This window comes from Bordetella sp. H567, from assembly GCF_001704295.1.
In the GTDB taxonomy this organism is placed as follows: Bacteria; Pseudomonadota; Gammaproteobacteria; order Burkholderiales; family Burkholderiaceae_B; genus Bordetella_C.
Map to the genome: position 1 here is coordinate 5,510,332 of NZ_CP012334.1, position 22,139 is coordinate 5,532,470.

The following is a 22,139-nucleotide window of genomic DNA, read 5'->3' on the forward strand; positions in this document are numbered from 1 at the left end:
GTGGACTCCGGAATGTTTGATCAAAAATCCGCCACCTCCGAAGACGGCGCCGAGGCACGCAGGTCGGGTGACCTGGTCAGCGAGCTTTTGCTGGGCATGCGCCTGTACGGTGTCCAGTACCGCCGCATGCAGTTCACACCGCCCTTCGGTATTGCGTTCACCGCCGCGGCCGGCCGCGCGCAGTTCCATTTCATTGCGCGCGGCCCAGTCTTCCTGCGCACGGCAAGCGGCAACCTGCATCGCCTGGAGACCGGGGACGCGGTGCTGCTGCCGCACGGCCGCGCGCATGAGCTGCTGTCCGAGCCGGCGCTGGGTGCGCGTGACATCGCCACCTTCGATACGCTGCGGCTGTGTGAAACGGTCTGCGCCGTCGTGGCTGCCAGCGATGCCTGCGACCGCTCGCGCGACGCGCTTATCTTCAGCGGCTGCATGGAGTTCGACCTGGGCGGCATGCACCCGCTGGTGGCCTGGATGCCGGAGGTCATGCGGGTCGACACGCTGCTGGCGCGGTATCCGGAAATCCTGCCCATGCTGGAAGCGATGGCGCGCGAGTCGCGCGAGGAACGCGCCGGCTATGCCGCAATCCTTGCGCGGCTGGCGGACGTGGTGTCGGCCTTCATCGTGCGCGGTTGGGCGGAGTGCGGCTGCGGCGATGCCACCGGCTGGGTGCAAGCCCTGCGCGATCCGCGCCTGGGCCGGGCCATCGTGGCGATGCATCGCGATCCCGGCCGCGACTGGACCGTCGCCGAGCTGGCGGCGCAGATGGGGAGCTCCCGGTCCGTATTCGCGGAGCGCTTCCTGGCCGTGACGGGCATGACGCCGCTGCGTTACCTGACCGAGCTACGCATGCGGCTGGCGGCACAGTGGATACGCGATGGCCGTACGTCGATCGAAGGCGCGGCGTATGAACTCGGATATGGGTCCCAGGCCGCGTTCAGCCGGGCATTCAAGCGGGTCGTGGGATACACGCCGGCCGCGGCGCGCGGTGCCGGTCAAGCGGGTGCCCATTAAGCGGGTGCGGGAAGCCGGCGCCAAAGGGCGTGCTGCTTCGCATGCCCAGTGCCGAAGCAGTCCAAGCCATCGATGTTGAGACCGCGGACGCCCAGGTAAGCAGCCAATGGGCGGCATGGAAAGCGTACACGCATCCGTCCAACAAATGCTGAACGGTCGTCGGGGGCGATAGGGCTACCCGATCTCGTACCGCTCCTGGTGGATCTATCGGCCAACAGGAGCGATATTGGTGCGCGTCCTTGCGCCCGGCCCAGATTGATCCGCGCTTTCGATGGCCATGCGCGGTGCGGGCCGCGGCGCCGTCGCAACCGCCTGCCGGAACATCAGGCACAGGCCGTAGACGACCCGTCGACACGCCTCGGGGCAAGCGCAGGCAAGGCGGCCCAGGCTGGACGAGAGCGACCGGTAATTAGCGCCTGGAGTTTTCAACGGTCCGGCGTTCCGGACGTAGCTCCTGTTTGATACGCTGTCGCGGTACGCCGGTATCTCCCGGCGGCGGGCCGTAGCGAAGATGGTCGCGGCACATCGCCTCGGCACCGCGTTGCGGCAATGGAAGCGTGTCAATGTTGGCGTTACACCGATTTCATCTTGCGTTGAATGCCGCGCGCCGCGCGGCGACTCGCATGCGACCGGCCTGGATCGTTTCGTTTTCGATCGCGGATGCGAATTTCTCCGACGGCCTGCGGGCGGCCTGCGCGTCCACGGCCATGCTGGTGGCGGGATATCTGCTGCACGATACACCGCTGTTCGCGTGGGCCGCGATCGGCGCCTTCTGGACCTGCTTGGCCGACGCGCCTGCATCCCGCGCGCACCGGCTGGCATCGATGGCCGGCTTTTCGCTCCTGTCGGCCATCCTGGGCGGCGTTACGGCCTTCGCATCCGGATGGGGGACGTTGCCGGCGCTTGGCGTCATCATGGTTTTTTCGTTGGCCGCCGGCCTTTCGTCGATTTATTCGGCGTCCGTCTACCAAGTCGCCATTCTGGTCGCCACGGCCTGCGTCGTGATGGCTGATCATCCCTTATATGGCGCCATCGATGGCGTGCCGTTCCTGGCGACGTACTTCATCGGCTGCGCCTTTGCGACGGGACTCAGTTTCACGGTGTGGCGGATTCATCCCCTGGCACCCGCGCGGCGTGCCGCGGGACTGGTGTATTCAAGTTTGTCGGAACTCGCGCGCGACAACGGCCGGCTGCTACGCGCGGTGGACGTGGATCGCGCGCAATGGGCCGCGCATGCCTCCGAGCTGCGTTCGCTGACACGGAGGACCATAGAGGGCGCGCGCAAGGCGCTTTGCCTGGTGCCGATGTCCAGGCGCGGCGACGGCGGTGGTTACGCGGACCTTTGCATGGCTGCGTCACACGCCGAGCGCATTTTCGATTACCTCATCGCCGTGGCACATGCCGCCGAGTACGCCGTCACCGACCGGCGCACGCGCCGAAGAGCCGCGCGCGCACTGACCGCGATGGCCGAGGTATTGGGGCGCATCGGGCACGCGTTGGAACACGGGCCGGCGCCTTATCCGAAGCCGATGCGTGAGCGGCTCGCGGGACTCTCCACACACGTGCGCGGGCTCGTGCAGCGGCCGCTCGTTTTCGACGCGGCGGATATCGATATGCCTTGGCCGGCCACGGCGGAGGAGTCGCCGTTGAAGACGGTCCGGCAGGTTCTCCAGGCCGCGATCGTTGTACTGCGTGAAAACATGACGCCGTCGTCCGCGGGGCTGCGGCATGCCGCTCGCCTGGCTGTCGTGGTGGGCATGGCCTTCGTGGCGGTGCGGGCGCTGAAGCTGCCCTTCGGCTATTGGGCCACCATGGCAACACTGTTGGTGTTGCAACCTTCGGTCGGCAGTACCTGGCCGCGCAGCCTGGACAGGGCGGTAGGCTCCATCATCGGTGCCGTCATCGCCGCGGCGCTCGGCGTCGTGGTGCATACGCCGCTTGCATTGTCGCTGGTCGTGTTTCCGCTGATATGCCTGACGATGGCATTGCGCAAGGTCGGCTATATCCTGTATGTGATTTTCCTGACCCCGACGTTTGTACTGGTCACGGACTTGGCGTCCCCCGCCAATGAATTGCTCTACTCCGCGACTCGCTTGGGCAACAACATACTGGGCGTGGTGCTGGCCCTGTTGGGGACTTATCTGCTTTGGCCCAAGCGCGATGCGGACTATCTGCCGGATGCCTTAGCCGACGCGGTGGCGGCCAATCTGCAATATCTGAGGCTTTCCCTTTACGCGGGCAAGGTTTCCCACGCCGAATGCGAGGCCGCACGCCGCGCTGCCGGTCTGGCGAGCAACCGGCTGGAGCAGACGTACAAGCTGGCAAGGCTGGAGCAGCTCAAGCTGATCAGCCAGGACCGGCAGACGGCCGAAATCGCGGCGCTGCTGCGCGGCATCGCGGGCGCGGCAAGCCAGGCTCGCCTGCTGCCAGGCGATGCCCTGCCGGACGGCGAATTCGTGTCATGGGTGGACTTAACCGTGGACGCCGTCTTGCTTGCGCGAAGCAGAGGTACTGACCATGCCGCTTCGGCTGGCCTGGTAGAACGGCTGCCGGCGCCTTCAGTGGAAGGGCGGACGGCGCTGGAGTCGGTCGTGGCCACGCAGTTGACGCAGTTGTCGGCGCTGTTGACCAAGCGCTTTTCCGCGATCGGCACGCCATCGAAATCCTCTCGCGCGCCTGCGTGACGGCACCCGGGCGCGACCCTACCGTCCAGGTGAGAGCGTCAACGAGGGTTCTTCTCTTCGTTGGGGCCCGCGATGATGATGATCTTTTTATCCATCCGTTGGATTCACTTTCCAATACAGAAGCGGGAAAAAATTTCTCCCAGCAAATCGTCGCTGGTGAATTCACCGGTGATCGAGGACAGGCTTTCATGCGCAAGCCGCAGCTCTTCCGCGAACAGGTCCAATACACGATCGTCCTGCGCGGCGTGCGTCGCCGCGATGGCCAGGTGTTCCTCGGCTTGCTGCAGGGCGCGCAGGTGGCGTTCGCGGGCCAGCCAAGGCGATTCCGCGCCAGGGTTCCAGCCGGCAATGTCCAGCAGCGCCTTGCGCAGGGCGTCCAGGCCCGTGCCGGTGCGCGCGGAGATATGGAGTACGGCGTTGTCCGGCGCCGTGGCATCGGCGTTCCGCGCCGCGATACGCGCCTTGTTGTCGGCGACACGCGCATCGTCCGCGGCGACCAGGTCGATCTTGTTCACGACCTTCATCACCGGCGTGCCGGGCGGCAGCCGCGCGGCGATGCCGGCGTCCAGGGCTTCTTCGCCCTCCGCCGTGGCATCCTGCAGATGCAAAATAACGTCGGCCCTTTCAATTTCCTGCCAGGTGCGCGCGATGCCGATCTGCTCTACCGGGTCATCGGTTTCTCGCAAGCCCGCCGTGTCCACGATGTGAAGCGGGATACCGTCCAGATGGATTTCCTGCACCACTTTGTCGCGCGTGGTGCCGGCGATGGGGGTGACGATGGCGATTTCGTCGCCCGCCAGGGCATTCAATAGACTGGATTTCCCCACGTTGGGCCGGCCGGCCAGCACCACGTGCAGGCCCTCGCGCAGGATCACACCCTGGCGTGTCTGCGCGATGATGCGGCGCAGGTCCGTGGACAGCGCTTCCAGCGTCGGCCTGGCCTGGTACTTTTCCAGGAAATCGATCTCCTCTTCCGGGAAATCCAGGGTGGCCTCCACCAGCATGCGCAGGTGCACGATGCGGTCCGCCAGCGCGTTGACCTGGCGGGAGAAGACGCCCGACAGCGAAGCCATCGCCCCGCGCGCCGCCGCCTCCGACGTCGCCTCGATCAAGTCGGCGACGGCTTCGGCCTGCGCCAGGTCGATGCGCCCGTTCAGAAACGCGCGCTGCGTGAATTCGCCCGGTTCGGCGATCCGCAGGCCCATCTCGCGCCCCGCATCCAGGCACAGCTGCAGCACGCGCCGCAGCACGGCCGGGCCGCCGTGTCCCTGAAGTTCGAGCACGTCTTCGCCCGTATAGGAATGCGGCCCCGGAAAGAACAGCGCGATGCCTTCGTCCAGCACCTCGCCTTCGGCGGTCTGGAAGGGCAGCAGGTGCGCATGCCGGGCGATCAGCTCGCCCTGGAAAAGACGACGCACCAGTATGGACAGGGACGCACCGGAAACGCGCACGATACCCACGCCGCCCCGCCCGGGCGCTGTGGCGATCGCCGCGATGGGCACGGATGCTATGGGGGACATATAACCGGATCGACTAGGCAATAAGGGAATATAACCGTTGCGCGAGGCATCTTTGCTGGGTATGTTGCGCCGTGGAGTTCAAGTACAACTTGATCAGGAGCTATTTATGTCTAGCTGGTTTACCCGGGCGATCACAGGCGGTTTCACCGCGATGGCGATCGCCTTTGGCGCGCACGGCAGCGCCGTCGCCAGGGACCTGGTGATCGGTCTGAAGACCGAGCCCAGCTCGCTCGACCCCCAATATCATTCCCTGACCCCCAATACGCAGATCTCGTTGACCATTTTCGATCCGCTGGTGGCCGCGGACGATCAGCTCAAGCCGCGGCCCGCGCTGGCGGAGTCCTGGACCGTCGATGGCAATGTGTGGACGTTCAAGCTGCGGCCCAACGTGAAATTCTCCGACGGTACGCCATTCACGGCGGACGACGTGGTGTTCACGTTTGACCGCGTGCCCAAGGTGCCCAACAGCCCGTCTCCCTTCACGCTTTACCTGAAGGACGTGGCCAAGACGGAAGCCGTCGACCCGCTCACCGTGCGCATCACCACCAAGGGCCCCTCGCCGCTGCTGCTGCCCAACCTCGGCCAGCTCGCCATCCTGTCGAAGAAGGCCGCGTCCGGTCCGGCGCCGGAAGGCAAGACGTCCACCGAGATGAACGCCGGCGACGGCCTGATCGGCACCGGTCCCTACAAGTTCGTGTCCTGGCGTCGCGGCGCCGAACTGGTGCTGGCCCGCAACGACAATTACTGGGGCAAGAAGCCGGTGTGGGACAAGGTGATCTACAAGCCCATGACCAACGCCGCCAGCCGCGTGGCGGCCCTGCTGGCCGGCGACGTCGACATGATCGAGGATCCCCCCACCGACGACCTGCCCAAGCTGAAGGCCGACAAGAACCTGTACATCCAGCAAACGCCCTCGGTGCGCGTCATGTACGTGGCCATGGACCAGTTCACCGAGTCCAGCCCGGGCATCACCGACGCCGACGGCAAGCCACTGGCCAAGAATCCGCTGAAGGACAAGCGCGTGCGCGAAGCCCTGTCGCTGGCCATCGACCGCCAGGCCATCGAGGATCGCGTGATGGGCGGCGTCGCCAAGCCGGCGGGCAACCTGTTGCCCTATCCGATGTTCGGTGCATCGAAGACCTATGCCGAGGCCCCCAAGGCCGACGTGAACAAAGCCAAGAAGCTGCTGGTCGACGCCGGCTATCCCAAGGGCTTCAATATCACGCTGGGTGCGCCTTCGGGCCGCTACATCAACGACTCCAAGGTGGCGCAGGCAATCGCGTCGATGTGGAGCCGCATCGGCGTGAAGACGAACGTGGAAGCGTCGGCGCCGCCGGTGTTCTTCAAGAACCGCGATTCGTACAAGTACAGCGCCTACCTGGCGGGCTGGTCGGTGACCAGCGGCGAAATGTCCAACGCCCTGGGCTCGCTGGCGGTGACGTCGGATCCGGCCAAGGGCCTGGGCACGACCAACCGCGGCCGCTATTCCAATCCGGAAATGGATAAGCTGTACATGGAAGCGGCGACCACCATGGACGACGGCAAGCGCGCCGAGCTGCTGTCCAAGGCGGCCGACCTTTTGATGGCGGACTACGGCATCCTGCCTATCCATTTCGAATTGTCCGTGTGGGCCATGAAGAAGGACATCCGATATCCGGGCCGTTCCGATCAGATGACCGAAGCACAGGACGTGACGCTGAAGCAGTAACAAGCAGCGCCCCCGCGCGGCCGCCCCTCGGGCGCGCCGCACTCCCAAGGGGAGACGTCGCGGAGCGATAGGAGGTTTCATTGCTGGCGACCATTATTCGCAGACTGCTGCAGACCGTCGTCGTCATGCTCGTCATGTCGGCGCTGGTCTTCGGCGGCATTTACCTCGTGGGCGATCCGGTATCCATGATGGCGAGTCCGGACGCCACCGATATCGAACGCGCCGCCATCCGGCAATCGCTCGGGCTGGACCAGCCTTTGTGGCACCAGTACCTGATCTTCATCGGCAAGGCGATCCACGGCGATTTCGGCAACAGCTTCCTGACCGGCGAACCGGCCATGCGGCTGATCCTGGACCGCATGCCGGCGACCATGGAGCTTGCCGTGGTGGCGATGCTGTTCTCGCTGCTGATCGGTATTCCCTTGGGCATCCGCGCGGGACTCAAGCCCAACGCCGCCGGATCGCGCGCCATCATGACCGGATCGGTGCTGGGCTTTTCCCTGCCCAATTTCTGGGTGGGACTGATGCTCATCATGATTTTCGCGGTGACCTTGGGATGGCTGCCCGCAAGCGGGCGCGGGCCGACGGTGTCGCTCGGCGGCTTGCGCCTGAGCGTGCTGACGCCCGGAGGCTGGGCCAACCTCATCCTGCCGGCCGCCACCATCGCGCTGGCCAAGTGTGCGACCATCATCCGCATCACGCGCGCGGCCACGCGGGAAGCGCTGCCCATGGACTACATCAAGTTCGCGCGCGCCAAGGGACTTTCGGAATCGCGCGTCCTGCGCGTGCATCTGCTGAAGAACATCCTGATTCCCATCGTGACGGTGGCGGGACTGGAATTCGGCCAGGTGGTCGCCTTTGCGGTGGTGACGGAATCCGTGTTTTCATGGCCGGGCATGGGCAAGCTGCTGATCGATTCCATCATCAACCTGGACCGCCCGGTGGTGGTCGCGTATTTGCTACTTATCGTGTTTTTCCTGGTCATGCTGAACCTGGTGGTGGACATCATCTACACCGTTCTGGACCCCCGCGTACGATTGGACGGACGACGATGACGACGAGCACTTCCAACCCAGGCGCGGCCGCGCCCGCCGTACCCGCCCTCAAGGAAGCGGGCCCGTGGCGCCGCTTCCTGGAGGACTTCTTCGCGAGCAAGCTGGCCACCCTGGGCCTGGTAGTCCTGGTGCTGCTGATCCTCGCGGTGGTGCTGGCGCCCTGGATCGCACCGCAGAATCCCTACGACATCGGCAACCTGGACATCATGGACGCCAAGCTGCCGCCGTTCAGCAAGAACGGCGCGGGCGACATGATGTACTGGCTGGGCACCGACGGCCAGGCGCGCGACATGCTTTCGGCCATCCTGTACGGCCTGCGCACCAGCATGATGGTGGGCTGTATTTCGGTGTTCTTCGCTTTCGTGATCGGCGCCACGGTCGGCCTGGTGGCGGCGTATTTCGGCGGACGCATCGATGCACTGCTGATGCGCATCGCCGATATCCAGCTGTCATTCCCGTCCATCCTGGTGGCGTTGATCCTGCTGTCCATCCTGGGAACGGGCGTGGACAAGGTCATCATCGCGTTGATCGTCGTGCAGTGGGCCTATTTCGCCCGCACGGCGCGCGGCGCGGCGCTGGTGGAGCGAAGCAAGGAATACGTCGAGGCCGCGCGCTGCATGTCGCTGGGCTCGTGGCGCATCCTGCGGCGCCATCTGCTGCCTAACTGCATGCCGCCGCTGATTGTCGTCGCCACCATCGACCTGGCTCATGCCATCGCGCTGGAGGCCACCTTGTCTTTCCTGGGAGTCGGCGTGCCGGTTACCGAGCCGTCGCTGGGCATGCTGATTTCCAACGGCTTTGAATTCCTGATGTCCGGACGCTACTGGATATCGTTCTTTCCCGGCGTGGCCCTGGCCATCGCGATCATCGCCATCAATCTGGTCGGCGACCATCTGCGCGACGTGCTGAATCCGCGCAACGCGACATAAGGGGGCATCGATGATGACGATGATGAACGCCTCCTCCGGCGCGCGCGACGCGGCCACGCCGGTGCTGGACGTGGCTGGGCTGCGCACGCACTTCTTCACGCGCGCCGGCGTGGTAAAGGCGGTGGACGGCGTGGACCTGCGGCTGGCGCAGGGCGAGATCCTGGGCCTGGTCGGCGAATCCGGTTCGGGCAAGAGTATTACGGGGTTTTCGCTGATCGGCCTGATCGATGAGCCCGGCCGTATCGTCGACGGCTCCATCCGTTTCGACGGCCAGGAACTCCGCGGGGCGCCGCCGGCGCGGATGCGTGCACTGCGCGGCAACGACATCGCGATGATCTTCCAGGATCCGATGATGACGCTGAACCCGGTGCTGCGCGTCGATACGCAGATGATCGAGGCCATCCAGGCGCATCGCAAAATGGACAAGGCGGCGGCTCGCAAGCGGGCGCGCGACGTGTTGGCGATGGTGGGCATCCCGGCGCCGGACGAGCGGCTGCGCGCATATCCGCACCAGCTCTCCGGCGGCATGCGGCAGCGTGTGGCCATCGCCATCGCCTTGCTGAACGCGCCGCGCGTGATCATCGCCGATGAGCCCACCACCGCGCTGGACGTGACCATCCAGGGGCAGATCCTCTATGAAGTGCAGAAACTGTGCCGCGAAACCGGCACGGCGCTGCTGTGGATCACGCACGACCTGGCGGTGGTGTCCGGCTTGGCCGACCGCATCGCGGTGATGTACGCCGGCCGTGTCGTCGAAACCGGCACGACGGCCGAGGTCATCGGGCGTCCATTGCATCCCTATACCCATGGCCTGATGATGTCGATTCCCACGCCGGAAACGCGCGGCCGCGACCTGGCTTCGATACCCGGCATGACGCCGTCGTTGTTGAAGCTGCCGCAAGGCTGCGCGTTCCGCACGCGTTGCCCGCGCGCTACCGAGGCCTGCCTGCGCGAGCCTGATTCCGTCGAATGGCGGCCGGCGCATTGGGTGCGCTGCTGGCATGCCGGCGAACCGGAGGCGCGATGAACGGGCACGCCACTCCCGTCCTGTCCCTGCGCGGCGCGGAAATGCGCTTCGTGCAACCCGTCGACCTGGCCGGCCGCATTGCCAACCTGTTTGGCGCGGGGCTGCGCAAGACCGTGGTGCACGCCGTCGCGGGCGTCGACCTGGACGTCATGCCGGGTGAAGTCATCGGTGTGGTTGGCGAATCCGGCTGCGGGAAATCCACGCTGGGCCGAATGATCAGCGGCATCCTGCCGCCGACGGCGGGCAGCATTGCCTACGATGGCAAGCCGGTGGCCGCCATGGACGACAAGCAGCGGCGCGCCTACGAGCTGGGCGTGCAGATGATCTTCCAGGATCCCTACGCCTCGCTCAATCCGCGCATGCGGGTGGAAGAAATCATCGGCGAAGCGCCCATGGTGCATGGCCTGGTCAGCCGCCGCGATCGCAAGGACTACGTGGCCGGGCTGATGCGGCAGGTAGGCCTGGACCCGGCGTATGGGCAGCGCTATCCGCACCAGTTCTCCGGCGGCCAGCGCCAGCGTATCGGCATTGCGCGCGCGCTCGCGCTCAAGCCGCGGGTCATCGTCTGCGACGAGGCCGTCGCAGCGCTGGACGTGTCCATCCAGGCGCAGGTGCTGAACCTGTTCGCGCACCTGCGCCGAGAACTGGACCTGACTTATCTGTTCATCAGCCACAACCTGGGCGTGGTCAGCCATATATCGGATCGCGTCGCCATCATGTACCTGGGACGCATCGTCGAACTGGCGTCCACCGAACAGGTCTTCGAACACGCCAATCATCCGTATACCCAGGCGCTGCTGAAGGAACTGCCTACCCTGAATCCGCAGCGGCGCAGCTTCCAGCCCATCCAGGGCGAGTTGCCATCGCCGCTGGCGCCGCCGCCAGGCTGTGCCTTCCATCCGCGCTGCCCGCACGCCATGGACCGGTGCCGACAGGAACGGCCGCTGCTGCGCGAAATCGCCCCCGGGCAATTGAGCGCCTGTCATTTGAATGATCTGGCCCAGGCCGCGCCGCGGCCGGTCGTTTTCCATGCGAGTCGCGTCGCGACCACAGGTTGAACACCATGCGCACCACCGATACGCCTTTCGCCCCCTACGTCCGCATCGCGCCGCGCGTGCCGCCGCTGCCGCTGATCTGCGATTCACCGCACAGTGGCGTGACCTATCCCGCGGATTTCGGTTATGCCATCGAGCCCGAACTCCTGCGCATCGGCGAGGACACCCACGTCGACGAATTGTGGCGCAGCATTCCCGACGTCGGCGGCACGCTGATCCTGGCCCAGTTTCCGCGCACGTATATCGATCCCAACCGCGAGCCCGACGATATCGATCCGCGCCTGCTGGCCGGGCCCTGGCCCGGCGCGATCCATCCCTCGGAAAAAAGCCGCATCGGCCACGGACTGATCTGGAGCAAGGCCGGCGGCCGGCCCATCTACGACCGCAAGTTGCCGGTGCAGGAGGTACAGCATCGCATCCAGGCCTATCATCAGCCCTATCACGAGGCGCTCAACCGCGATATCGAAGCGGCGTACAAGCAATTCGGCGCGGTGTGGCACCTCAACCTGCATTCCATGCCGTCGGATTCGTACGAGGTGCTGCAGGTTCCCGGCGAGCGCGAATTGGCCGACTTCGTGCTGGGCGATCGGGACGGCACCACCTGCGCGCCGGAATTCGTCGATGTGGTGGAGGACTCCCTGCGCGCAAGCGGCTATACGGTGGCGCGCAACGATCCCTTCAAGGGCGTGGCGCTGATCGCCCGCCTGGGCAAGCCGGCGCAGCGGCGCCATAGCTTGCAGATCGAGATTCATCGCGGGCAGTACATGAATGAGCAGACGTTCGAAAAGAACGAGAAGTTCCCGGCCATGCAGGCCGCACTGACCAAGGCGGCGCAAGACGTCGCGCTATACATTCAAAGGCAACTATGAAAACCCTGGACGAAATCGAGCGCGCGCATGGCGCGCTCACGGCGATACGCCGCGATATCCATGCACATCCCGAACTGGCTTTCGAGGAAACCCGCACGTCCGCGCTGGTGGCGGAAAAGCTGCGCGAGTGGGGCATCGAGGTCCATACCGGTTTCGGCAAGACCGGTATCGTGGGCGTCTTGCAGGGCACGGGCGGCAAGGGCAAAACCATCGGCCTGCGCGCCGATATGGACGCCCTTCCCATGCCGGAGAACAATCGCTTCGCGCACAAGTCGACGATCTCCGGCCGCATGCACGGCTGTGGCCACGACGGCCATACGACCATGCTGCTGGGCGCCGCGCAGTACCTGTCTCGGCATCGCGACTTCAAGGGCACGGTGGTGTTCATCTTCCAGCCCGCCGAAGAGAACGGCAACGCCGGTGCGCGGGCGATGATGCAGGATGGCCTGTTCGACAAATTCCCCTGCGATGCCGTCTTCGGCATCCATAACATGCCGGGCATGCCAGCCAATGAGTTCGGCATCCGTTCCGGTCCGACCATGGCGTCGAGCAACCGCTTCACCATTACCATCAAGGGCGTGGGCGGCCATGCGGCGCAGCCGCACAAGACGGTGGACACCATCGTCATCGCATCCGAGATGGTGGGCGTGCTGCAAAGCGTGGTGTCGCGCACCAAGAACCCGCTGGACACCGCGGTGCTGACGGTCACGCAAATCCATGCCGGCGATTCGTTCAACGTGATACCGGCGGAAGCCGTCATACGCGGCACGGTGCGCACCTACACCACGGAAGTGCTGGACCTGATGGAGGACACCATCCGCCGCATCGCCACCACGCTGCCGCAGGTCTACGGTGGCTCCGGCGAACTGGACTTCGTGCGCGCGTATCCGCCGCTGGTGAACTGGGAAAAAGAAACCGAATTCGCCGCGCAGGTCGCGGAAGCGGCTTTCGGCAAGGAAAGCGTGAACCGCGCCGTGCCGCCTTTCATGGGGGCGGAGGATTTCTCCTTCTATCTGGAAAAGGTGCCCGGCTGCTATATCTTTCTGGGCAACGGCGAAGGCGATCATCGCCTGGAGTCGTACCACGGCATGGGCCCATGCACGCTGCACAACCCCAACTACGATTTCAATGACGCCCTGCTGCCCGTGGGGGCCACGTATTGGGTGAAGATGGTCCAGACCTTCCTGGCCCAGGCTTGAAAACGCGCGTGCCACGCGGCCGGAGGGAATCCTCGCCGGCCGCGCGGGCGCCTATACGCCCGCACGGCCGGCCGTCGCAGCCGGCGCGCCAGGATGTCAGTCGCGGGGCGGGCGCTGCGGGAAGGTGCGCTCGAACACGCCTTCTGCGATGCGGTTCTTCAGGATTTCGATCGAACCGCCCGCGATCATCCAGCCGCGGCAGCGCCGCACGCAGTATTCCACCAGCGATTCCCGGCTGTAGCCCATGCCGCCCAGGACCTGCAGCGCCTCGTTGGCGACATCGAATCCGGTCTGGTTGCAATAGGCCTTGGCGATCGCCGTTTCCGTTGCCGACGGGAAACCGGTGTCGGCGTTGGAGGCCGCCCGGTATAGCAGCAACTGGCCGGCGTCCAGCTTGATCCGCATGTCCGCGAACTTCCATTGCAGGCCCTGGAATTCGCACAGCAGTCGGCCGAACTGCTTGCGCTGCAGCGCCCAGCCGCGCGCTTCTTCATAGGCATAACGGCCCAGCGCCAGCGATCGCGCGGTGTTGCCGATGCGTTCCACATTGAAGCCTGCGATCTGCTTCTTGAAGCCGCCCTCGCCCAGCACCACCATATCGTCCGGCACGAACACGTTGTCGAAGAAAATCTCCGCCCATTCCTCGCCGGACATGAAGGACGACCGCTTGCCCAGGCGTACGCCCTGCGCCTTGGTGTCGATCAGGACCGAGCCGATGCCCTGCGTGCCAGGACCGAAGCGCACGTAGGCCAGGATCACGTTGGCGTGCGGGCCGTGCGTGGTGAAGATCTTCGATCCGTTGATGCGCCAGCCATCGCCGTCGCGCGTCGCGCGGGTTTTCAATTCGGTGACCGCCGAGCCGGCTTCCGGTTCGGTCATGCCGACGGAAATCAGCATCTCGCCGGCCAGCAGCGGGCGCAGGTATTTTTCCTTCTGGATGGCGTTGCCGTATTCGGCGAGCACGCGGATCGCTCCGAAGTTGCCCGCCTGGACGACGTCCGCGCTGCGCGGGCAGACGGCGGCGACGGTTTCGATGGCAATGACCGCATCCATCAGCGAGCCGCCGACGCCGCCGTTGGCTTCGCTGATGGTGATGCCCAGCAAGCCTTGCCGGGCCATCGATCGCGCGACGTCCCAAGGGTAGTCGTTGGAATGCGCGCGCTCGCGGGCGCCGTCGCGCAACTCGTTTTCCGCATAGCGGCGTACGGCGTCCTGGAAATCGCGTTGTTCGGGCGTGAGATTGAAATCCATGTTGATGTGTCCTTGTGGCGCCATAGGGCGCTATTGCATATGCAGCAAGCCGTCTACCGCCACGACGCCGTCGGCGCGGATGAACAGCGGGTTGATTTCCGCTTCGGCAACCGTCACGTCGGTCGCCAGCGCCAGCCGCGAGAACGCGGCGATGGCGCGCGCCAGGGCATCGCAGTCACCGCGCGGCAGGCCGCGGAAACCGCGTACCAGCCGCGTGGCGCGCACTTCGTCGATCATTGCGTGCGCCTCTTGTACGCTGACCGGCGCCAGGCGGATCGCGAAGTCGGGATTCAGTTCGGCGGCGATGCCCCCGGCGCCCAGGACCACGGTGGGCCCCACCAGCGGATCCAGGCGATAGCCCAGGATCAGCTCCAGCAGCCGGCCTTCCATCACCTGCACCAGGATGCCGTCGATGGTGGCGCCCGGCACGTGGGCGTGCACGTTATCCAGCATGGTGGCGATCGCGTCGCGCAGCTGCGCGTCATCGCCGATGCCCACGCGCACGGCGCCCGCATCGGTCTTGTGCGGCACGTCGCGCGACGAGACCTTGGCCACGACCGGATACGCGAGGCCATGCGCGGGATCGCCGGCGGGCACGAGGCAGGATCGCGCGACGGGAACGCCCAGGGCCTGGAATACCTGGCTCGCTTCATACTCCGTGAGGGCACCCGTGCGCGGCATGCCCGGTGGCCAGAGGAAAGGGGTCTGTGCCGCTGCCGGCGCCGGGGCAGGCCGGCGCTGGAACAACACGGCCAACGCATCGGCGCAGGCTTCCGGCGTGCGGAAGGCCGCGATGCCGTTCTGCCGCAGCAGCGCCAGCGATGCCGGCGCTTCCGGCGCGAGAAATGCCGCCATCGGCTTGTTGTCGGGCTTGTGAGCCTGGACCAGGGGATTGACCGCGAAGTCGGGATGGAACTGCGCCGAGGAACCGATCACGCTGAGGACCGCGTCGCACCAGTCGGCCAATAGCAGTTGCTCCAGCAAGTCCTTGTATTGCGCGGGCGTGGCCGCCAGCGTCAGGTCGATGACGGGCGTTTCCCGGATGCGCAGCCCGCGCCCCGCCATATGCGCCACGAACGCGGGCGGCGGGGCGGCGGCGACCAACCCGCGCATGCCCAGGTTGTCGACCACCGTGGCGGCGCCTCCACCTGTGGTCGTGATGACCGCCACGCGGGGCGCCCGGCTTGCCGATCCATCGATGTCCGACAGCGTCGCGGACGCTGGCGCAGCGCCGGAGGCGGTCGTGTCCGGGCGGGCCGCGGTGGCCGCGGCCGCACGCACATCGCGGTAGCGCGCCGCCAGCGGCACGATCTCGAACAGCGTTTCCAGCTGCTGCACACGCAGCACACCGTGCGCGCGAAAGAAGGCGTCCACCGCAGCGTCATTGCCCGCCATCGCGCCCGTATGCGATTGCGACAGGGCGTCGCCCTGTTCGGAGCGGCCCAGCTTGTATGCCACGACCGGCTTGCCGGCCTCGCGCGCGCGGCGCAGGGCCGCGGCCAGCACGGTGGACTGGCGCAGGGTTTCCAGGAACAGCAGGATGACGCGCGTATGGGGATCATCCACCAGGGCATCGACGACTTCACCCACGCTGATATCGCATTCGTTGCCGACCGAGACGGAACTGGCGAAACCGAAGCCCCGCGCCGCGGCGCGCGACAGCAGCGACCCCATCATGGAGCCGCTCTGCGACACCATGCTGATGTCGCCGGCCTGCAGGTCGTCGGCCTCGAAGGCCGCATTTACCGAAATGATGCCGCCCGTGTGCAGATTGGCGCTGCCTATGCTGTTGGGGCCCAGCAGCCGCACGCCCAGTTCACGGGCACGCGCGACCAGGGCGTGCTGGCGCGCCATGCCCTCCGGTCCGGCCTCCGCGAAGCCGTCGGAATAGATGGTGACGACGCGTGCGCCGGCGGCGGGACACTGTTCCAGCACGGGCAGGACCTGCTCCCCCGGGATCATGACGAAGACGTGGTCCACCGCTTCGGGAAGGTCCGCCAATGTGGGGTAGGCACGTTCGCCCATGATGTCCGCGCGCCCGGCATTGATGGGATAGATGCGTCCGGCGTAGTCGTGCTTGCGCATGAAGCGCAGCGGCCGCGCGGTGTTCTTGCGCGCGTCGCCGGACGCGCCCACCAGGGCAATGGCGCGCGGCGCCAGCAAAGCTTGTCCCAAGGACGATGAGGAGTTCGATGGCATGGCCTGATCCGGTGCTTTGGGTGATCCAGGGCTACGGGCGATTCAATGCTTCCGGCAACCCGGGGATGATGAGCGAGTCGATGTTTCCCTGATCCAGGCTTCGAGAAACCAGAAGCCTGGAGATCCAGTGCCTTCAGCCGGCGGGCGGGTCCGCCGCCAGCGCCAGGTCGCTCACAGCCAGGCTCTCCAGCGTCCAGATGGCGGCGCGCAGTTGGCGGGTGCGGTCCGCGCCCAGCACCGGGCCGGCGAGTTCGTCGAACTTGTCGTTCAACTCCGCATCCGACAGCGGCGCTTCGGGGTCGCCCTTGCGATGGGGCGCGAACTGCTCGTGCCGCATGCCGTCGTCCGTGACGATGGCCACGCGCGCCGCGCGCATCGAAGGAAAGCCCGCGGTCAGTTGCGGCTCTTCGATCACCGTCACCTTGCGCATGAGCGCGCGCGTGTCGGTGTCTTCCAAGGCATCCGGTTCGAAGGCCGCCAGGCGTACGGAGCCCTGGCGCATTGCGTGCGCCAGCACGTAGGGCAGGCTGAACCGGGCCTCGAACGCGGTCGAAGGATCCGGGTTGCCGGCCACGTCCAGCGCCGCGCGATAGGTCCTTACCTCGATGGATCGTACGCGCTCGGGCCGCACGCCCTTGTCGCGCAGCGCCAGCGCGGCGTCGATGGCCGCGAAGGTATGGCCACAACAGCCATGGTTCTTCTGTGTGATTTGCGTGATGTTGTAGCGCTCGCCCAGGTCCTCCAGCACGCTATCCCAGCGTACGTCCCTGGCGAGCGCCGCGCCGAAGCCGACTTCCCCTTCGAGGATGTCCGGCACGCCCGTCACGCCGTGCGCGGCGCCCTGGCCCGCGCGCACGCCTACTTCCGCGGCATGGCCGGCATGCAGCGCCTTGCTCATGGCGTCGGAACGGAAGGCCTGCTGCAGGGCCGCCGCCATGGTCGCCGAGGTGGCGATGGCATGGCCCATGACGGCGCTTTTGCCCGGTGCGGCGAGCGCGGCCGCGGCGGCGGCGGCGCCCAGTGATCCTACCGTGCCGGTGGTATGAAAATACCGGTAGTGCGAAGGCTGCATCGCCGCGGCGATGCGCGTGGAGATTTCATACCCGACGACCACGGCATTCAGTAGCTCGCGCCCGCTGGCGCGCCGATGCTCCGCCATGGCAAGGGCGGCGGCGATGACCGGGCAGCCCGGATGGTAGGCGCCGTCACGGAAGATATCGTCGAACTCGGGCGCATGCGAGGCGCTGCCATTGATCCAGGCCGCGGTGGCCGGAAAGGCCGTGGTGCCGTTGCCCGGCAGGCTGGACCGCCCCAGCCCCAGTTCTTCCGCGTGCGCGGCCAGCAGCTCGCGGCAGGGCGAAATACGCGTGCCTGGATAAAGCGCCGACAGCCAGTCCAGGACGGCGCGCTTGGCGTAGTGCAGGATTTCGTCGGGCAGGCGGGCGACGGCGTCGCGCGCCCCGTAAGCGGACAGCGATTCGAGCAGCATGGGCGTCTCCGGCGTGTCGCGGCGCAATGGCGCGCCGCTGTTGTATTCGCCACTCTAGCGTGCCCGGCTGCCGTCCGGTTTGAAAAAAAAGCAAACCACCGATCACTGATCCGGTTGGCGCAGCACCGCCAGCAGGTCCGCCATCAGCGGGGAGGAGAATGGGCTCTCCTGTCGCTGCGCCCCATCCTCGTCGGGGAAGGCATCGCGCACGCAAATGAAGAAATGCCGTTCCGCCCAGGCGTCGGTCAAGCGGATGAGCACCAGCCCCATGTCGGCCAGGTAGTGGCGCGCGATGCCTTCGGGTACCACGGCAATGCCCAGGCCTTCCCGGATCATGCGGCAGCGCGTCTCGAAGTTCGACACCTGCAGTTTGACCTTGGGCGGGCGCGACAGGCTCGGCCCCGCGTAGTCCAGGAACTGATCCAGCGAATGGCGGGGGAAGTAGCCCAGCAGGTCGTAATCCAGGGCGTCTTCCAGGCGCAGCGATGCATGCGCCGCCAGCGGATGGCCGCGCGGCACGACCAGGCCTACCCGGTCGCGCCGAAACGGATACGAGGACACTCCCGCCGCCGGACGCGCCCCGTGATAGATGCCGATATCGACCGTGCCGTCCGCCACCATGCGTGGAATGTCGTAGCTATGGGCTTCCAGCAGGTCCACGGCGACGTTCTGGCGGCCCGCCAGGAAGCGCGCCATGGGCGCGGGCAGGAATTGCAGGAGCGTGGAGGGATTGGCCGCGAGCCGGATCTTGGCCTGGCCATCGGTGGAATAGCTGTCGATCGCCTGTTCCGCCAGCTGCACGCTGCGCAGGATCGCCTTGGCGCGCTGGTACAGCAGCACGCCGGCGGGGGTGGGCTCCACGCCCCGCCCATGGCGATGCAGCAGCGTGCGGTCGAGATGGCGTTCGAGCTCGGCGATGCGCCGGCTGGCCGCCGAGGTGACGACGTTTTCGCGCTCCGCCGCCTTGGAAAGGCTTTTTTCCTCGACGGCCGCGACGAAGATTTCAAGCGCGGGGACGTCGAGTTTTTTCATGATCGACCGCCCCCCGCGTCGTCAGCGCTTGACGGTCCCGGCTTCGGTGCGCAGCTTGCGCGTGATGTACCACTGCTGCAGGATGGACAGCGTGTTGTTGACGCACCAGTACAGCACCAGGCCGGCGGGGAACATGAACATCATGCCGCCGAACACCAGGGGCATGACCATCATGACCTTGGCCTGCACGGGATCCGGCGGCGTGGGGTTCAGCTTGATCTGCAGGAACATGGTGGCCATCATGATGGCGGGCAGGATGAAGTAGGGATCATGCACGGACAAGTCATGCACCCAGCCCAGCCAGGGCGCGCCGCGCATCTCCACGCTGGCCAGCAGCACCCAGTACAGCGAGATGAAGACGGGGATCTGCACCACCATCGGCAGGCAGCCGCCCAGCGGGTTGATCTTTTCCGTCCGGTACATCTCCATCATGGCGGCGTTCAGCTTCTGCTTGTCGTCGCCGTACTTTTCCTTGAGCGCCTGCAGCCGCGGGGTGACCTGCTTCATGCGCGCCATGGAGCGATAGCTGGTCGCCGCGAGGGGGTAGAACAGCAGCTTGATCAGCACCGTCAGGGCCACGATGGTCCATCCCCAGTTACCCAGGATGGAATGCAGCCAGGTCATCAGCGAGAACAGCGGCTTGGCGATGATGGTCAGCCATCCGTAGTCCACCACCAGTTCCAGGCCGGGCGCGAGCGCGGCCATGGCCTTCTGGTCCTGCGGGCCGACCCACAGATGGGCATCGACGCTGGCCGACGCGCCGGGGGCGATGTCGCCCACGGCTTCGATGGTGCGCGCGGCGTACAGGTTGTCGCGGACCTGCAGCAGCTCGTTGCTGCGCGCCTTGCCCTGCGGCGGGATCCAGGCCGTGGCGAAGTAGTGCTGCACCACCGCGATCCAGCCGTTGTCCGCCTGCTTGATGTAGCTGGCCTTCTTCTTTTCGATATCCGAGAACGTGGCCTTCTGGAACTTGTCCTGGTCCGAATACACGGCCATGCCAGTGAAGGTGTGATAGAAGCTGGACGTGTCCGGCGGATTGTTGCCGTCGCGCTGCAGCTGCAGATACAGCGAGGGACGTTCCGGGTTGGCGCTGGTGTTCGTCATGTCATGACGGACATCGATGTCGTAGCGGCCACGATGCAGGGTGTAGGTCTTGGTGACCTTCATCCCGCCCGATTCGGCCTCGAACACCACGTTCAGCGTGTCGCCCGTCATGCTGCGTTCGCTGGACACCATGCGGAAAGGCGTCTGGTGCGTCGGGAAGCCCGGTTGGCTAGGGGAGCCCACCACGCCCGACTGCGCGGCGTAGTGCAGGTCGGGGGTATCGTCCAGGAGCACCGTCGGCTGGTCGCCGCGGTTGGCGTCCCGGTACTTCAGCAGCACGGCCTGCACCAGCTGTGCGCCGGTGGTATCGAAGGTCAGGCGCAGCACGTCGGTGGTGATGACCACCTTTTGCGAGTCCGCCTGTGCCTTGGCCGCCGCGGCAGGCACGCCGCCCGGCGCGGCCGAGGCCGGCTGGCCGGCAGCCGGGACGCTGGGGATGGTCGAGCTGGCACCGGGCTGCGCTCCTTCAGGAGCGGCGGCCGGCTTGGCGGGCTGCTGGGCCGTCGGAGTAGCCGTCGGCATGCCGAACAGCGACGGCTTTCCGTTATGGACTTGCCAGTTGTTCCAGAGGAGCAACAGCGAGAAAGAGAAAATCATCCAAAGGACGGTTCGTCGGATATCCATGGTGCCTACAAGGTGAAAGCGGGGCCGGCAAAGCCCGCCAGTTTAGCGTCAATCCTGCCGGGCGCGGTGGCCGTGGCCGCAGTGGCAAGGGCCGTCGGACCGCGGCGCGTCGGGGACGGGATCCAGCCCGCCGGGACTCCAGGGATGGCAGCGTCCGATCCGCCGCGCCGCCAACCACAGACCGTGTAACCCGCCGTGAGTTTCAATGGCTTCGATCGCGTAGGCCGAGCAGCTGGGCGTGAAACGGCACTGCCGCCCCATCCACGGGCTGAGGAAAAACCGGTAGAACCGGATCGGGGCGATCAGCAGAGCCGGGATCAAGGACATGCTCATGGCACCTTCAGGACGGACAGCGTACCAAGCGTGCGAAGTGAGTATCTACTTCGGCCCGGGCGGCGTGTTTCAGCGCCGTGAGAGACAGATCTGGGACGCGGGCGTGCAGCCGGACGACATAATCGGCCGGAGGCAGGCCATGCCGCCGCGCGCGAAATGCCTCGCGGATGACACGCTTGATCGCATTCCGGGTGGCGGCGCGGGCCGCATGCCGTTTGGCGATGACCATGCCCAGGCGGGCGCGTCCCGATTCCGGCCCCGCCGCGGCGCAAGTGATCATGAAAAACGCCCCTCGCGCCAGCCGGCGGCCTTTCAGCGCGGCGGCGAACTCCGAGGGGCGGTGCATCCTCGCCTCCGGGGGAAGCGTGGCGCGCGGCATGGCGGTCGGCTGCGCGGCCGTCACGGGATCCGTGCGGGGCGCAACGCGCGGCGCGGTGTTCAGACCGCCAGGCGCTTGCGACCCTTGGCGCGACGCGCGTTCAGCACGGCGCGACCGCCACGGGTCTTCATGCGCACGCGGAAACCATGGGTGCGCTTGCGGCGGGTAACGGAGGGTTGGAAGGTGCGTTTCATGGGTGGTCCACAAAAGAACAATCAAAAAATACGGATGGGCACAGACGCGGGCAACACGGCCCACGCGCCCATGGCTATATGGCGCTTTGGCTATGGCGCCTGCCCGCGGCGGTGCTGGCTGCCGTGGGCGGGTCTATTTGGCTTGCATCGACGGCGGGAGTTTCGCGGCGCGGTCCGGCGTTGTGCCGTCTTGCCTTCGCTGTGCTCCCGGGTTTCTCCCCCGTCTCTCCCGCCGTTCGCGTCACGAGAAGGCGAGTGTGGCGCGGGTATGGCGAGCGTGTGACGCGAGGGTGGCGACTCGAAGTGTCAACTTCTGGGGACGAATCAAGCCGCCCCGTCGCCAGTCGAGCCCGCCATTTCAACAAGTTTCTTCTCTATTGTCAAACAGTTAGGGGCGCCGGCGAGGGGGGCGGGCGGCCGAGCCTGTGGATAACCACAGCCCAGGCAAGGTAGAATCGAGGTTTCGACAAGACCGAC

General features: G+C 66.2%; 18 protein-coding genes. 9 read left to right on the forward strand and 9 right to left on the reverse strand.

The genetic code is table 11. From position 1 onward, the window contains the following. Window positions 1-12: 12 nt before the first annotated feature. A complete protein-coding gene (locus AKI39_RS24695; protein WP_066641859.1) occupies window positions 13-1,011 on the forward strand; it encodes an AraC family transcriptional regulator in 999 nt (332 codons plus the stop codon). A 623-nt stretch (window positions 1,012-1,634) separates the two neighbouring features. Beyond that, the gene (locus AKI39_RS24700; RefSeq protein ID WP_145925374.1) at window positions 1,635-3,695 is read left to right on the forward strand and encodes an FUSC family protein; all 2,061 of its coding nucleotides are present in this window, start codon (window positions 1,635-1,637) and stop codon (window positions 3,693-3,695) included. 104 nt (window positions 3,696-3,799) lie between these two features. Here AKI39_RS24700 and mnmE read toward each other — a convergent pair whose 3' ends face one another. Continuing rightward, the gene (gene mnmE, locus AKI39_RS24705; RefSeq protein ID WP_066641861.1) at window positions 3,800-5,215 is read right to left on the reverse strand and encodes a tRNA uridine-5-carboxymethylaminomethyl(34) synthesis GTPase MnmE; all 1,416 of its coding nucleotides are present in this window, start codon (window positions 5,213-5,215) and stop codon (window positions 3,800-3,802) included. Window positions 5,216-5,321: 106 nt separating this feature from the next. Between mnmE and AKI39_RS24710 the strand changes: the two genes are divergently transcribed. The 7 genes from AKI39_RS24710 (at window position 5,322) to AKI39_RS24740 (ending at window position 13,057) form a co-directional block, all read left to right on the forward strand. Then, window positions 5,322-6,923, forward strand: coding sequence for an ABC transporter substrate-binding protein (locus AKI39_RS24710; protein ID WP_066641862.1), 1,602 nt, complete (start codon window positions 5,322-5,324; stop codon window positions 6,921-6,923). 80 nt (window positions 6,924-7,003) lie between these two features. Then, the gene (locus tag AKI39_RS24715) at window positions 7,004-7,978 is read left to right on the forward strand and encodes an ABC transporter permease (RefSeq protein ID WP_066641864.1); all 975 of its coding nucleotides are present in this window, start codon (window positions 7,004-7,006) and stop codon (window positions 7,976-7,978) included. Next, entirely contained in the window at window positions 7,975-8,907 is a 933-nt protein-coding gene (locus AKI39_RS24720; RefSeq protein WP_066641866.1) for an ABC transporter permease, read from the forward strand. Before AKI39_RS24715 ends, AKI39_RS24720 begins: the two co-directional genes overlap by 4 nt. 19 nt (window positions 8,908-8,926) lie before the next feature. Continuing rightward, complete coding sequence (locus AKI39_RS24725; RefSeq protein WP_066643729.1) at window positions 8,927-9,934, forward strand: ABC transporter ATP-binding protein; 1,008 nt, start codon at window positions 8,927-8,929, stop codon at window positions 9,932-9,934. Further along, window positions 9,931-10,992 carry an ABC transporter ATP-binding protein gene (locus AKI39_RS24730; protein WP_145925375.1) on the forward strand — a complete coding sequence of 354 codons (1,062 nt, stop codon included), beginning with the start codon at window positions 9,931-9,933 and terminating at the stop codon, window positions 10,990-10,992. Before AKI39_RS24725 ends, AKI39_RS24730 begins: the two co-directional genes overlap by 4 nt. 5 nt (window positions 10,993-10,997) lie before the next feature. Next, the gene (locus AKI39_RS24735) at window positions 10,998-11,858 is read left to right on the forward strand and encodes an N-formylglutamate amidohydrolase (protein WP_066643731.1); all 861 of its coding nucleotides are present in this window, start codon (window positions 10,998-11,000) and stop codon (window positions 11,856-11,858) included. Next, window positions 11,855-13,057, forward strand: a complete 1,203-nt coding sequence (locus AKI39_RS24740; protein WP_066641868.1) for a M20 aminoacylase family protein — start codon at window positions 11,855-11,857, stop codon at window positions 13,055-13,057. Before AKI39_RS24735 ends, AKI39_RS24740 begins: the two co-directional genes overlap by 4 nt. A gap of 96 nt (window positions 13,058-13,153) precedes the next feature. Here AKI39_RS24740 and AKI39_RS24745 read toward each other — a convergent pair whose 3' ends face one another. From AKI39_RS24745 to rpmH, 8 genes are all read right to left on the reverse strand, one after another. Continuing rightward, entirely contained in the window at window positions 13,154-14,308 is a 1,155-nt protein-coding gene (locus tag AKI39_RS24745; protein ID WP_066641871.1) for an acyl-CoA dehydrogenase family protein, read from the reverse strand. A 30-nt stretch (window positions 14,309-14,338) separates the two neighbouring features. After that, the gene (locus tag AKI39_RS24750; protein ID WP_066641873.1) at window positions 14,339-16,507 is read right to left on the reverse strand and encodes an acetate--CoA ligase family protein; all 2,169 of its coding nucleotides are present in this window, start codon (window positions 16,505-16,507) and stop codon (window positions 14,339-14,341) included. Window positions 16,508-16,640: 133 nt separating this feature from the next. Then, entirely contained in the window at window positions 16,641-17,996 is a 1,356-nt protein-coding gene (locus AKI39_RS24755) for an MmgE/PrpD family protein (RefSeq protein WP_066641876.1), read from the reverse strand. 102 nt (window positions 17,997-18,098) lie between these two features. Then, window positions 18,099-19,028: a LysR family transcriptional regulator gene (locus AKI39_RS24760; protein ID WP_076879746.1), complete on the reverse strand. Its 930-nt coding sequence runs from the start codon at window positions 19,026-19,028 to the stop codon at window positions 18,099-18,101. Between the two features lie 21 nt (window positions 19,029-19,049). Further along, a complete protein-coding gene (gene yidC, locus AKI39_RS24765; RefSeq protein ID WP_066641878.1) occupies window positions 19,050-20,756 on the reverse strand; it encodes a membrane protein insertase YidC in 1,707 nt (568 codons plus the stop codon). A gap of 48 nt (window positions 20,757-20,804) precedes the next feature. Then, on the reverse strand, window positions 20,805-21,077 hold the full coding sequence (yidD, locus tag AKI39_RS24770; RefSeq protein ID WP_066643733.1) for a membrane protein insertion efficiency factor YidD: 273 nt from the start codon (window positions 21,075-21,077) through the stop codon (window positions 20,805-20,807). Window positions 21,078-21,096: 19 nt separating this feature from the next. Further along, complete coding sequence (gene rnpA, locus AKI39_RS24775) at window positions 21,097-21,468, reverse strand: ribonuclease P protein component (protein WP_066643735.1); 372 nt, start codon at window positions 21,466-21,468, stop codon at window positions 21,097-21,099. A gap of 59 nt (window positions 21,469-21,527) precedes the next feature. Further along, window positions 21,528-21,662: a 50S ribosomal protein L34 gene (gene rpmH / locus AKI39_RS24780; protein WP_057654304.1), complete on the reverse strand. Its 135-nt coding sequence runs from the start codon at window positions 21,660-21,662 to the stop codon at window positions 21,528-21,530. Window positions 21,663-22,139 lie beyond the last annotated feature (477 nt).

Excerpts from the sequence above, each read along its gene's own strand:
- AKI39_RS24695 (WP_066641859.1), top strand. The coding sequence starts at position 13 with ATGTTTGATCAAAAATCCGCCACCTCCGAAGACGGCGCCGAGGCACGC.
- AKI39_RS24700 (WP_145925374.1), top strand. The coding sequence starts at position 1,635 with ATGCGACCGGCCTGGATCGTTTCGTTTTCGATCGCGGATGCGAATTTC.
- mnmE (WP_066641861.1), bottom strand. The coding sequence starts at position 5,215 with ATGTCCCCCATAGCATCCGTGCCCATCGCGGCGATCGCCACAGCGCCC.
- AKI39_RS24710 (WP_066641862.1), top strand. The coding sequence starts at position 5,322 with ATGTCTAGCTGGTTTACCCGGGCGATCACAGGCGGTTTCACCGCGATG.
- AKI39_RS24720 (WP_066641866.1), top strand. The coding sequence starts at position 7,975 with ATGACGACGAGCACTTCCAACCCAGGCGCGGCCGCGCCCGCCGTACCC.
- AKI39_RS24725 (WP_066643729.1), top strand. The coding sequence starts at position 8,927 with ATGATGAACGCCTCCTCCGGCGCGCGCGACGCGGCCACGCCGGTGCTG.
- AKI39_RS24730 (WP_145925375.1), top strand. The coding sequence starts at position 9,931 with ATGAACGGGCACGCCACTCCCGTCCTGTCCCTGCGCGGCGCGGAAATG.
- AKI39_RS24735 (WP_066643731.1), top strand. The coding sequence starts at position 10,998 with ATGCGCACCACCGATACGCCTTTCGCCCCCTACGTCCGCATCGCGCCG.
- AKI39_RS24740 (WP_066641868.1), top strand. The coding sequence starts at position 11,855 with ATGAAAACCCTGGACGAAATCGAGCGCGCGCATGGCGCGCTCACGGCG.
- AKI39_RS24745 (WP_066641871.1), bottom strand. The coding sequence starts at position 14,308 with ATGGATTTCAATCTCACGCCCGAACAACGCGATTTCCAGGACGCCGTA.
- AKI39_RS24750 (WP_066641873.1), bottom strand. The coding sequence starts at position 16,507 with ATGCCATCGAACTCCTCATCGTCCTTGGGACAAGCTTTGCTGGCGCCG.
- AKI39_RS24755 (WP_066641876.1), bottom strand. The coding sequence starts at position 17,996 with ATGCTGCTCGAATCGCTGTCCGCTTACGGGGCGCGCGACGCCGTCGCC.
- AKI39_RS24760 (WP_076879746.1), bottom strand. The coding sequence starts at position 19,028 with ATGAAAAAACTCGACGTCCCCGCGCTTGAAATCTTCGTCGCGGCCGTC.
- yidC (WP_066641878.1), bottom strand. The coding sequence starts at position 20,756 with ATGGATATCCGACGAACCGTCCTTTGGATGATTTTCTCTTTCTCGCTG.
- rnpA (WP_066643735.1), bottom strand. The coding sequence starts at position 21,468 with ATGCCGCGCGCCACGCTTCCCCCGGAGGCGAGGATGCACCGCCCCTCG.
- rpmH (WP_057654304.1), bottom strand. The coding sequence starts at position 21,662 with ATGAAACGCACCTTCCAACCCTCCGTTACCCGCCGCAAGCGCACCCAT.